Below are 12,522 nucleotides of genomic sequence, written 5' to 3' on the forward strand. Positions count from 1 at the left end.
AGCTTAATTGTTATAATAATTTAGCCGGGCGCTTATGCGTCCGGCTTTTTATCTGTGTGATTATTACTCTGTGTTGTCTCCTGTGTTGAACCTGTATTATCTGGATTAGTACCAGTATTTCCACTTGATGAACCACTCTGTGATTCTTGCTGTGACTGGCTTGGATTCTGTGTCTGTGAAGATTTCTGTGTCTCTGATTGTGTCTGTTTCTGTGTTTCCTTTACCGATTCAGTCTCAGATTCTGTCTCCTTTGTTGTCTCCTGCACATCACTCTTCTTTCCATATGATGGAAAATCCTTCTTTGAAAGATTTTTATGTGCAGATTCCATAAACTGCCTGAATATCTGCTTAGTATAGATCTGTGATATTGTTGCAGGATAATCATACCCCTGCCATACAGCAACTGTATAATAAGCACTATATCCGCAGAACCACGAATCATAATTAGAATTAGTTGTACCAGTCTTTCCTGCGACAATAGCATTATTCGTTGCTGCTTCCCGTCCAGTTCCATCAGTTACTGCTGTCTTTAGCATGTCAGTCATCATTCTGCATGCATCTGAATCATATATCTTCTGCTGTCTGTTAGATGAATCATATATAACTTTTCCACGCACATTCTTTATCTGTGACACACATGTAACTCTTCTGTACTGTCCGTCATTAACAATTGTTGCATACGCACCAGCCATTTCTTCTGTCGATACTCCATATGTGAAGCCACCTATTGATATTGCATCATAATCTTTATCCATCCATATCTTATGGAATCCCTGATTAAGCAGATATGAACTTCCAACTCTCGGAGTAATTTCTTTAAGTACATTCCATGCAACTGTATTTCGTGACAGATTTACTGCCGTCCTTAATGTAATACTGCCCATATATGTTCCATCAGCATTCTTAGGACCATTCTCAATATACTCATCTTTTACGATTGTATCAGGTGTATTGCCACGCTCAAGATATGGAACATAATCAAGTATTGGTTTAATGGAGCTTCCTGGCTGTCTGTAGCTCTGATATGCCCTGTTTAATGTATATCCTTCAAGTTCCTGACTTCTTGCCCCCACAATAGCCACTACATTTCCAGTTTCATTATCTATACATGTAGCTGCCGCCTGCATCTCATAGACATCATCCTTCATGGCCGTATAACCTTTAAGATTGTCATCTATTGCATCCTGGAGTTTCTGCTGTAAATCCATGTCTATACTTGTATATACCTTATATCCACCCGAAAGAAGCTTCTGCTGGAACAATGTATAACTCTGTTCATATAGATCCTTATACTGGTTGTAATCATCATCACTGCTGAAATCCGTTCTGAATACGAATCCGTTAGCCTGCATCATACCCTCTATAGCACAATGTCTTGCATATGTTTCCACCGAATTATTCTTAGATACCTCCGGCTGCTGTGCAAGCACTATCTGGGTATTAACTGCTGTATCATAATCTTCCTGGCTTATCTTATTATTCTCAAGAAGCTTCTCAAGTATAAGATTTCTTCTGGTCATCGTATTATCGTAATTAGTAAGCGGATTATATCTTGTAGGGCTGTTAGGTATTGCCGCGATAAATACCTGTTCTGCAAGAGAAAGTTCATTAATTTCCTTGTCAAAATATCCTCTTGCCGCAGCTCCAACGCCATAATATCCATTGGCGAAATAGATATTATTAAGATAAAACTCAAGAATTTCATTCTTCGAGTACTTCTTCTCTATATATGTCGCAACAAATATCTCCTTGACTTTTCGCTGCCATGTAACTTCCTGACTTAAGAATATATTCTTGGCGAGCTGCTGTGTTATAGTACTGGCTCCCTGGACAATTTCGTCATTCTCCGTATTAGCTATTACAGCTCTTATTATGGCTTTGATATCAATTCCTTTGTGTTTATAGAAATCTTTATCTTCCATTACAACAAATGCATCTGCCAGTGTATCAGGAATCTGCCCAATATCTATATAATACATGTCTTTTGATTCCATCATTGAGCATAACTCATTGCCATCAGTGTCATATATTAGTGTTGTTCCTGATGCCATAAATGTGTCTGCTGAACTATCATTTACAAGTTCTTTGGCATCCTGTGCCAGTTGTATAACTTTTACTATCTTTGGTGAAAATATCGCCAGAGTTACTACAAAAGCAAGTAATATTATTAATAATACAAGCCTTCTTATTAATCTGCGTCTTCTTTTCTTTTTAGATAATTTTTTCTTAGCCATAAACTTAAATCCTTATGAATATCATTATTTGTAATAAGTTACATATATATTACCACCCTGAGAAAACATCTTACCTGCCTCATTCATTGAAGCTGTCTTCTGTGCTCCAGTCGACGCTTCAATATATGCAATCTCACTTGAATTATATGCAGTAATAATTATATATTCGTCTTCTCCAATCCTTGCTATCACAGGACTTCCGTCCCCTACATAGCTGAGTGCTTTTTCATAAGTTATTCCCGTAAGACTGATTCCATGTACACCGCTTATATTGTCAAATGTCTCAACAGCGGTATGTCCCTGCTCCATATAAGACACTGCGTTGAAATCAGCACCAAGATAATTACTTACCGCAGCAACTGCATTAGTAATTGAATCTCCAGATGTAACCGGTACAATGCCATCTATTGATGCCTGTGTACTCTTATATCTCTTCCATACCAGCTTGGAATTGCTGTCAACTACTGTTCCATATGTGTCGTATGCAAGGGTTATTGCCTGATTAAGCTGTGTTCTGCTTCCCTGGAACTTGCCATAACCATATACATAATATCTTCCATCCCATGAAAATTCATCCTCAAGTTCAAGTTTTGTATTATCCTTAAATATTATCTCTCCAGAAGTTCTATAAGTAACCGATATATCACCTATCTTGGTTATAAGTTCAATATACAGTTCCTGTTTCCTTGCATCTGTACTTATTGTCTCGGCTTTTACAGCATTTTCTATTACATTCTCATCTTTATTAATAAGCTGATCTATACTTGTCGATACATAACCGCTTCCAGATTTCACAATTCGTGAAAGTGTTATTCGCTTTCCCTGAACCTCTGTACTGGAAACATATATATCCGGCTGCTCATATTCCTTAATCAGATTGTAGTCGACATCAATAATTCCAACCCTATACATTGCATAAGTCCTGCTTCCATCTGCTCCTGATATAATATCAGCCTTATGCGCCATTCCATATATGAAATCAGAATCAATATAACCAAGCGGTCTTAATGTATCACCTTCATCTGCATTTATCTCATATGCACTATCATTGCTCATATTAAGTATTCTTATAGTATCTGTGTTATATATATCTCCCGAAACACTGTATGCAATAGCATCTCCCGCATCGGACACTGCATAAGCATCTTCTTTAAGTCCTGTTATCTCTGTCATGACCTCTTTACTTACAAGGTCTACAGAATACAGAGTCTCATCTATAAGTATATAGAATTTGTCATTAGAAACATAAGAAACGCCGCCAACATTCTGTGTGAGAATGTTATAAGGAATTGCCACTGGAATGAACAATCTTTCAGTAACATCATTATCTGAATATGAATATCTGCATAAAGATACGCCAACCTGTCCTTCATGCTCTCCTCTGTTCATATATCCTGATACTAAAAATGTTGCATCTCCGTTATCTTCTATTTTCATTATCTTAATGTTATGGGCATCATAATCTTCTCTGACAGAATCAGTTTCCTCACCCCTGAATGAAAATACCCTTGTAAATGTCTGTGAACTGCTGTTAAAACACCACAGTGACCCCTGATTAACAAAATAGGTATATATTCCCTTTTCATCAGAAGTACAGTTAACATATGTTGAAGAATTAATTCCAAGATTAATCTTTGCTGAAGAAGTAAGGTCATTCTTCGCATCAAATACCTGATTCATCTCTCTTTCAAAATTAAGAAGATAAAAGCCACTATTAGTTTGACGTATTCTGTAATACTCATTCACATTATATGTATCACTTGAAGAATAATCATTAGCAGCTCCTACTCTGTAATCAAGCCTTATTATTGCAACGTCGTCATTAATAGATATAATTTCTGGTGTTATCTCACTTTCTATATATGGTTCAAGATCTCCCCATCCAATCTGACTCAGTGAACAGTTGATATTAACCTTTCCATAATTAGTGTTATCTCCAACACTCGAAGTTTCAAGATATCCTCCTATATCTTTAAGTCTTGCACTATCGAATGTACATGCATTGAAATCCCTGACAAAATCCAGCTTCTTCTGCAGATCGTAATCTGTTCCATACATAATTCTTGTATAATAATAAACTGCATCATGTTTCTTTGTCTTAAGAACAACCTCAAGAGCATACTCTTTTCCGGTATCAAGAAGGTTCTTTATGTTCAATGTAACATTTATCTTATTATCAGTTACCTGATATCCACTTACTTCTGTATTCTCTATGAGAGACTTGTCCTCTAAAGAACGTATCTTATAGCCGACCGACTCAACATCTTCTCCATATGTATTAATTGTTATCGCAAGTTTTCTATCCTTATTAACCGGTGTAATATTGCCATAAAACAATGTTGAATCCAGCTCCGAAGTGTAACCATGAAGCACATTATACTGTGTTCCTGCCTCTGTATCCATTGCAACTGTTGGAAGAGTTGCATCTGCCATAGTGGTTGCTGACGGCATTATCTGTTCGAATTTCATTGATATAAATGTTATGATAACCGTAACTAAAAATATAACTCCAAGTATAAAATACTTAGAACCTGATATACTATAATTCCTGATTCTTTTCAATTTAATCCTCCAAAAGCTTCTTTAGCGTAAGGTCAATATTAAGCACCCTGCTCATATTCTGTACTTCCTCATAAGCCTTAGCATCAGGCTTTCCAGTCTTAACAGCTCTTATAAGCAGATTCTTTGGTGTATGCTCCATGTCTATGAATTCGAGTATCTGTGTCTGGTAACCCTTAGATTCTAAAAGCTTTGCCCTTGCACCATCTGTCGCTATTGCTGCAAATCTTTCCTTTAAGATTCCATAATCCATGACAGGTGAAAGAGTTTCATCTGCAATTGTTCTGTTTGCCTCATGCTGACAGCACGGCACAGAAAGTATAACCTTCGCACCCCATTTTACTGCTTTGGCGAGTGCATAATCTGTAGCCGTATCACATGCATGAAGTGTTACAACCATATCTACAGACTCAACACCCTTGTAAGAAGCAATATCTCCTTCATAGAAATCCAGCTTGTCATAGCCATATCTGGTTCTTAACTGGTTGCAATGCTCAATAACATCTTTCTTTAAATCCAGCCCGATTATTCTTATATTGTATCCCTTAAGGACCTTAAGATAATAATACATTGCAAATGTAAGATATGATTTTCCACATCCAAAATCAATTATTGTCTGTTCTTTATCCTTATCTAACTGTGGCAGAATATCCTCTATAAATTCAAGGAATCTATTAATCTGCCTGAACTTATCATATCTTGTTCTTACAATTGCCCCCTCTTTAGTCATAACTCCAAGATCAACAAGAAAATCCACCTTCTCGCCCTCTTTAAGAATATATGTCTTGGTTCTGTTGTGTGACATATCCTTCTGACTCTTTATCTGTGCAAGCCTTTTATACTTACAGGTACATGCGCCCTTCTTTGAACTAAGCACCGTGGCAGTCGCATCTGTCATATTAAACTGCGCCTGTTTAAATGTGTTCTCCATATATTCTGTAATTCTTGTCTTAATCTCTTCTTCTGAATAATTGGTGTGAAGCACTTTTCTTCCCACGAATTCTGATGCCTGATACTTTATCTCATCCTTAAGCTGGACCGGACGAATCTTAACTCTCATCACACCTTCTTCATTCTTAACCTTCTGTCCGCTTATTGTAAGATCAATAAGCCTGTCATTAATACATTTATCTAAAAGCTCTTTTAATTCCATATCTGCCTCATCTTTTCTTGATTTATCCTCTGGATATACATGGTTATTTTAATCTCTTTAGACAAAAACCACAATAGCAAGTTTCATGCCTTAAAAATCATTATCAGAAATCCTCATTATATATCGGTGTTGAAAGCTGTATATCCGTCACTCCCCTTGTCTCGTCATAATTCATTGTTATATTAACATTTATCTTGTTTTTTCCTATGCTTACAGAATCCTTAACGCTTTTAGCATAAGCATACACAACATATGAATCCTGTATCTGTCCCGTAGTCACAGTCTTTGCACCCAGCATCTTAAGCATTCTGCCGCTGACCTCGCTCTTATCATACTGTGACATATCCCCAGCAATGCTTCCTTTCATGCTGACTGTTACATGAGTATCTATTCCATATTCCTCTAAAACCTGTTTCATCAGCTTTTCATAATCTGAAGTGCTCTCAAATCCCTTATACAGTTCTATATCAGTTATAAAATATTCTCCTGTACTGCTCTTTTTTATTGATATATCTGCGCTGCCATTAACTGATTGCTGTGTAAGATATATTCCTGTTTCATCCTCCGTTATATTATATCTGTTAAGCCCCAGAGTCTTTGCCATCTGTGTCATCATCAGTTTCTTTGCAGTATCTGACATTCCATTGTCAAGCTTTCCTGTCGCTGATATATCGGCGCTTATATCATAGTAAACATTTTCACAGAATGTATCTACAACATCCATTGCCTCACCCTTTATGCCCTTGTATACAAGTCTGCCGGCAAATACTGCCCATATAATTACTGCGGCTGCTATCATCAACCTCTGAAATCTATATATCCTTACCATATAAAAAACCTCCCATCACCTGAAATATTCCCAGATAATGGAAGGTTTATACATATTATTTAATTAACAGCCTTAATTCTCGCAAGCGATCTCTTAAGCGCTGCATCTGCTCTTACCATATCCAGACTATTATCATGGCTGGCAAGTCTCTTTTCAGCTCGCAGTCTCGCCTCGTTAGCTCTTTCTACATCGATTTCATCTGACCATTCTGCCACCTCAGCAAGAATAGTTATCTTATCCTTGAGAATCTCTATAATTCCACCGTGTACCGCAGCTTTCTTTACATCATTACCATTGTGTATGCTAAGAACACAAGGAACAACAACTGCAGTAAGCGGAATATGTCCCGGATAAACACCTATATCGCCTTCACTGGTAGAAAGTTCAACAAATGTAGCGTCATCATGGTAGAAAACTCTGTCCGGCGTATTAACCAGAAGCTTTATTGTCTGTAAATCTGCCATTACAACCTCTTTTCTACTTCTCTACCTTAGCTAAAACATCATCAATTCCACCACAGTTAAGGAAGTAACTCTCTGGAATGTCATCATACTTTCCTTCGATAATTTCCTTGAAGCCCTGAATAGTCTCACTTACAGGAACATATCTTCCTTCAAGACCAGTAAACTGTCCTGCAACGAAGAATGGCTGTGATAAGAATCTCTGAACCTTTCTTGCTCTTGAAACAACAAGCTTATCATCCTCTGAAAGCTCGTCCATACCAAGGATAGCGATGATATCCTGTAATTCTTTGTATTTCTGTAAGATTTCCTGAACTGATCTTGCAACCTTGTAATGCTCCTCACCAACAATTCTTGGATCAAGAATTCTTGATGTAGACTCTAACGGGTCAACGGCTGGATAGATACCAAGCTCAACAATTGATCTTGAAAGAACTGTAGTAGCATCCAGATGTGCAAATGTTGTAGCCGGAGCCGGGTCAGTAAGGTCATCGGCTGGTACATATACAGCCTGAACAGATGTAATAGATCCGTTCTTAGTAGATGTGATTCTCTCCTGAAGAGCACCCATCTCTGTCTGTAATGTTGGCTGATAACCAACGGCTGAAGGCATACGTCCAAGAAGTGCTGAAACCTCTGAACCAGCCTGGGTAAATCTGTAGATATTATCAATGAAAAGAAGTACATCCTTTCCACCCTTATCTCTGAAGTACTCAGCCATTGTAAGTCCTGCAAGACCAACTCTCATTCTTGCTCCAGGTGGTTCGTTCATCTGTCCGAACACCATGGTAGTTTTCTCGATAACGCCTGATTCCATCATCTCATGATAAAGGTCGTTACCCTCTCTTGTTCTTTCTCCAACACCAGTAAATACTGAATATCCACCATGCTCAGTTGCAATATTTCTGATAAGTTCCTGAATAAGTACTGTCTTACCTACTCCGGCACCTCCGAAAAGTCCTATCTTACCACCCTTCTGGTAAGGACAAAGTAAATCTACAACCTTGATACCAGTCTCAAGAATCTCTGTATTAGTTGCCTGCTCTGCAAATGCAGGTGCCTTTCTATGAATAGGCATATGCTCCTGTACTTCTGGCGCTGGCTTATTATCTATTGGATCACCTAATACATTGAACATTCTTCCTAAAGTCTGTTCACCTACCGGTACAGAAATTGGGGCACCTGTCGCCTCTGCATCCATACCTCTGACAAGACCATCTGTAGGACCCATGGCTATACATCTTACTACATCATCGCCAAGATGCTGGGCAACCTCTACAACAAGCTTACCGCCGTCATTAGTCTTAATATTGATGGCCGAATTGATTTCTGGCAGATTACCGTCTGTGAACTTAATATCAATTACAGCACCGATAACCTGAGTAATCTTACCAATATTATTCTCTGCCATTATTCCCTCCATTGTTTTATTAATTGATAGCATTCGCTCCTGCTATAATCTCTGTAAGTTCCTGTGTAATTGAAGCCTGACGTGCTCTGTTAAACTTAAGCGACAGATCTGATATCATATCCTCTGCATTGCTTGTAGCACTGTCCATTGCCTGCATACGCGCTCCGTTCTCACTGGCAACAGCTTCTACCATAGCTCCATATATAAGACTGCACACATACTTAGGTATAATCAGGTTAAGAGCCTCCTCTTCACCCGGCTCATAATTCATAGGTGTATTATCAGTCTCTGCTCCATCCTGTTTCATTGAATCTGCATCAACAGGAAGCAGCTTGATAAGCTTAGGTTCATGAACCACAGTGTTCTTAAAAGATGTATAAGCAAGATATATCTCTCCGACTTCTCCACTTGTAAATGCATCAAGCACCTCATTACATATAGACTTGGCATCTGTATACGCAGGTTCTTCAACCATATCTGAATAATCTGCTTTAATCTGATAGCCTCTTCTTGAAAGGAAATCTCTTCCCTTTGTTCCTATTGCATATATAAGTGCATCTTCCTTAGGAATATCACTACCTGTTATAAGTCTGGTAATATTAGAATTATATCCTCCGGCAAGTCCTCTGTTCGCTGTAATTGTGATAATTGCTTTCTTACTTGAATCTCCGGCTTTGAGATATTTGTGATTGATATTACCTGACTTGGCAAGCATATTCTTTACAGTATCATACATAAGGTCGAAATACGGCTTGGTACTTTCCGCTTTCCCTTTAGCTTTCTGCAATTTAACAGTAGATACGAGCTTCATGGCTTTGGTAATCTGACCGGTACTTTGAATACTATCTCTGCGTCTTTTTATGTCTCTCATTGAGGCCATAAACTATTACCTCCATTCCAAAACATTTACTGGATAAATGTTTTCTTAAACTCCTCGATGGCAGCTATAAGTGCCTTCTCATTATCTGCTGTCAGTTCCTTAGTCTCTTTGATAGACTCTGGAATCTGTGGATACTTAGTATCAATAAAGTCAAATAATCCCTGCTCGAAATCAAGAATCCTGTCAACATCTATATCGATAACATATTTCTTGGTAACTGCATATATGATTATAACCTGATACTCAACCGGCATTGGCTTGTACTGTGGCTGTTTAAGCATCTCTCTGATTCTCTCACCCTGTGCAAGCTTTTCCTTGGTATCAGCATCAAGCTCTGAACCAAACTGTGAGAATGATGCAAGCTCTCTGTACTGGGCAAGCTCTGTACGAATAGGAGCAGCTATCTTCTTAATAGCCTTAATCTGTGCTGAACCACCAACTCGTGATACAGACAATCCGGCATTAATAGCTGGTCTGAAACCTGAATTAAACATCTCTGTCTCAAGATATATCTGTCCATCTGTAATAGAAATAACATTAGTAGGAATATATGCTGAAACATCCCCTGCCTGAGTCTCGATGATTGGAAGTGCTGTAAGTGAACCTCCGCCGTATTCATCTGACATTCTTGCTGCTCTCTCAAGAAGTCTTGAATGAAGATAGAATACATCACCAGGATAAGCCTCACGTCCAGGTGCTCTCTTAAGAAGAAGTGAAAGTGTTCTGTACGCTGCAGCATGCTTGCTTAAATCATCATAAACAACTAATACATCTCCACCGTTCTCCATCCACTCTTCACCAATAGCACATCCTGAATAAGGAGCAATATACTGTAATGGAGCAAGTTCACTGGCTGTAGATGCCACTACTGTTGTATATGCCATTGCACCATATTCCTCAAGAGTCTTAACAATACTTGCAACAGTTGAAGCCTTCTGTCCGATAGCAACATATATACAATGTACGCCCTGACCCTTCTGGTTAATAATAGTATCAATAGCAATAGCCGTCTTACCTGTCTGACGGTCACCGATAATAAGCTCTCTTTGTCCTCTTCCGATAGGAACCATGGCATCAATAGCTTTAATACCTGTCTGAAGTGGAACGCTTACTGATTTTCTTGTAATAACGCCTGATGCAACTCTCTCAATCTTACGATACTTATCTGTAACGATTGGTCCTTTGCCATCAATAGGCTGTCCTAATGCATTGACAACTCGTCCTGTCAATGCGTCACCAACTGGAACCTCAACAACTCGTCCAGTTGTCTTAACAGTATCGCCTTCATTAACATTTCTTGAATCACCAAGTAAAACGGCACCAACATTATCCTCTTCAAGGTTAAGTACCATTCCATATACCTCTCCTGGAAACTCAAGAAGTTCTCCCTGCATGGCCTTTTCTAATCCATGAATTCGTGCGATACCATCTGCTACCTGAATAACAGTACCAACATCTGATACTTCAAGTTCGGTAGAATATCTCTTTATCTGTTCTTTTATAACTGAACTGATTTCTTCCGGTCTTAAATTCATTAGCTCTATGCACCCGCTTTCTGATTAATTAAACTAACCTGTCTGATATTCCTATAACTGGATCTTCATCAGACTTCTGGAAAGTTCGTCTATTTTATGCTTAATACTGCTGTCTACTACACGGTCACCGATTCTTATTACCATTCCGCCAATAAGACTTTCATCAACCGTATAATTCATCTGGAAATCTACATATCCTGTAGTTTCTAACAGCTTCCCAGCAACAGCCTTCTTCTGTTCATCAGTGAGTGGCTTTGCTGTGCTTATATAAGCAATTCCTATTTTCTTGTATTCGAGAACTCTCTTTCGAAAATACTCAAGTGTATCAACAATCTTTTTCTGTCTGTCCTTTGAGACCATGGTTATCAACAAACCCGTCATATCTCCTGAAACAAACTGAGAGAAAATGTTATTAATAAGTCCTTCCTTTTCTCCCTTTTCAACTTCTGGATGATTGAGCAGTCTGCCAAACTCCGGATTATCATTAAATGCTTCAATGACAGCCCCGGCCTCATCATACAGAGAATCCACTCTGGACTCTTCTACGGCAAGCTCAAATAAAGCATCACCGTATGTTGCTTCAATTAGCTTAGCCATGTTTTCTCACCCATTTCATTCAAAGTCTCTTCAATAAGAGCATTGCTGTCCTTCTCATCAATAGATCTGGCAACTAACTTAGATGCCATAACAGCTGCTACAGTTACAATCTGCTGTTTAACCTCATCAGCAACCTTCTGCTTCTCAAGTTCAGCTTCAACATTAGCTCTTTCTATAATTCTTGCTGCCTCAGCCTTGGCTTCATCAATGATTTTGGTCTCATTGTGCATAGCAGTCTTTCTTGCGTCACTAAGAATCTGTTCTGCCTCCTTGTGGGCATCCTTTAACTTAGCCTCATATTCTGCTTTAAGGGCACCCGCTTCCTTCTTATCGTTCTCAGCGTTCTCCCTGTCACTTGTTATCTTGTCCTGTCTCTTCTTTAACATATTCCTTACAGGATTGAAAAGAATAAATGTAAGTAAAAGAAACAGTATAAATACATTGACTGCAGTTACTGCTGCATCAAAAAGGAGCTGCGGATCCAGACCGAATAATCGTCCATCAGCCGCTAGGGCAACAAATGTATTTCCTGACAAATTCAATTGTAGGCCTCCTTTCTATTATCTTCGCACCTCTTCTTAGTTTCCGAAAGGCTTAACAAACATTAAGATAATAGCTACGGCAAAACCGTAAAGACCTGTTGTCTCGGCTACGGCCTGTCCAAGAAGCATTGTTGAAGTAATATCAGACTTAGCTCCCGGGTTACGTCCTACTGCAGACGCACCATAACCTGCTGCGATACCCTGACCAACACCAGGACCAACACCTGCGATCATTGCAATACCTGCTCCAATTGCTGACATAGCACTAATAAATTCACTTCCTGAAATATTCATTTAAAAATCCTCCGTCTAATAAAAATA

Annotated in this window: 11 protein-coding genes; all 11 read right to left on the reverse strand. The window is 38.7% G+C overall.

The genetic code is table 11. The features are described 5' to 3' along the window. Nucleotides 1-32 precede the first annotated feature (32 nt). A complete protein-coding gene (locus DW963_RS11700) occupies nucleotides 33-2,234 on the reverse strand; it encodes a transglycosylase domain-containing protein (protein WP_117915946.1) in 2,202 nt (733 codons plus the stop codon). A gap of 24 nt (nucleotides 2,235-2,258) precedes the next feature. Continuing rightward, nucleotides 2,259-4,796 (reverse strand): hypothetical protein, encoded by a 2,538-nt coding sequence (locus DW963_RS11705; protein WP_117915948.1) that lies wholly within the window; start codon nucleotides 4,794-4,796, stop codon nucleotides 2,259-2,261. 1 nt (nucleotide 4,797) lies between these two features. Then, on the reverse strand, nucleotides 4,798-5,946 hold the full coding sequence (locus DW963_RS11710) for a class I SAM-dependent methyltransferase (protein WP_117915950.1): 1,149 nt from the start codon (nucleotides 5,944-5,946) through the stop codon (nucleotides 4,798-4,800). Nucleotides 5,947-6,049: 103 nt separating this feature from the next. Beyond that, nucleotides 6,050-6,775 (reverse strand): YwmB family TATA-box binding protein, encoded by a 726-nt coding sequence (locus tag DW963_RS11715; protein ID WP_117915952.1) that lies wholly within the window; start codon nucleotides 6,773-6,775, stop codon nucleotides 6,050-6,052. Between the two features lie 59 nt (nucleotides 6,776-6,834). Further along, complete coding sequence (gene atpC, locus DW963_RS11720; RefSeq protein WP_117915954.1) at nucleotides 6,835-7,239, reverse strand: ATP synthase F1 subunit epsilon; 405 nt, start codon at nucleotides 7,237-7,239, stop codon at nucleotides 6,835-6,837. A 13-nt stretch (nucleotides 7,240-7,252) separates the two neighbouring features. Continuing rightward, nucleotides 7,253-8,647, reverse strand: coding sequence for a F0F1 ATP synthase subunit beta (gene atpD / locus DW963_RS11725; protein ID WP_022098979.1), 1,395 nt, complete (start codon nucleotides 8,645-8,647; stop codon nucleotides 7,253-7,255). Nucleotides 8,648-8,666: 19 nt separating this feature from the next. Continuing rightward, the gene (atpG, locus tag DW963_RS11730; RefSeq protein ID WP_117915956.1) at nucleotides 8,667-9,527 is read right to left on the reverse strand and encodes an ATP synthase F1 subunit gamma; all 861 of its coding nucleotides are present in this window, start codon (nucleotides 9,525-9,527) and stop codon (nucleotides 8,667-8,669) included. 26 nt (nucleotides 9,528-9,553) lie between these two features. Then, nucleotides 9,554-11,062, reverse strand: a complete 1,509-nt coding sequence (atpA, locus tag DW963_RS11735) for a F0F1 ATP synthase subunit alpha (RefSeq protein ID WP_012740151.1) — start codon at nucleotides 11,060-11,062, stop codon at nucleotides 9,554-9,556. A 51-nt stretch (nucleotides 11,063-11,113) separates the two neighbouring features. Then, a complete protein-coding gene (gene atpH / locus DW963_RS11740; protein WP_117915958.1) occupies nucleotides 11,114-11,659 on the reverse strand; it encodes an ATP synthase F1 subunit delta in 546 nt (181 codons plus the stop codon). Beyond that, nucleotides 11,647-12,201: a F0F1 ATP synthase subunit B gene (gene atpF, locus DW963_RS11745; RefSeq protein WP_330634500.1), complete on the reverse strand. Its 555-nt coding sequence runs from the start codon at nucleotides 12,199-12,201 to the stop codon at nucleotides 11,647-11,649. Before atpF ends, atpH begins: the two co-directional genes overlap by 13 nt. A 36-nt stretch (nucleotides 12,202-12,237) precedes the next feature. Continuing rightward, nucleotides 12,238-12,495: an ATP synthase F0 subunit C gene (gene atpE, locus DW963_RS11750; RefSeq protein ID WP_012740154.1), complete on the reverse strand. Its 258-nt coding sequence runs from the start codon at nucleotides 12,493-12,495 to the stop codon at nucleotides 12,238-12,240. Between the last annotated feature and the right edge of the window lie 27 nt (nucleotides 12,496-12,522).

The sequence above is a fragment of the Eubacterium sp. AM46-8 genome (genome assembly GCF_003466705.1).
GTDB lineage: Bacteria > Bacillota > Clostridia > Lachnospirales > Lachnospiraceae > Lachnospira.

Coding starts and splice junctions, on each gene's coding strand:
- DW963_RS11700 (WP_117915946.1), bottom strand. CDS start 2,234: ATGGCTAAGAAAAAATTATCTAAAAAGAAAAGAAGACGCAGATTAATA.
- DW963_RS11710 (WP_117915950.1), bottom strand. CDS start 5,946: ATGGAATTAAAAGAGCTTTTAGATAAATGTATTAATGACAGGCTTATT.
- DW963_RS11715 (WP_117915952.1), bottom strand. CDS start 6,775: ATGGTAAGGATATATAGATTTCAGAGGTTGATGATAGCAGCCGCAGTA.
- atpC (WP_117915954.1), bottom strand. CDS start 7,239: ATGGCAGATTTACAGACAATAAAGCTTCTGGTTAATACGCCGGACAGA.
- atpD (WP_022098979.1), bottom strand. CDS start 8,647: ATGGCAGAGAATAATATTGGTAAGATTACTCAGGTTATCGGTGCTGTA.
- atpG (WP_117915956.1), bottom strand. CDS start 9,527: ATGGCCTCAATGAGAGACATAAAAAGACGCAGAGATAGTATTCAAAGT.
- atpA (WP_012740151.1), bottom strand. CDS start 11,062: ATGAATTTAAGACCGGAAGAAATCAGTTCAGTTATAAAAGAACAGATA.
- atpH (WP_117915958.1), bottom strand. CDS start 11,659: ATGGCTAAGCTAATTGAAGCAACATACGGTGATGCTTTATTTGAGCTT.
- atpE (WP_012740154.1), bottom strand. CDS start 12,495: ATGAATATTTCAGGAAGTGAATTTATTAGTGCTATGTCAGCAATTGGA.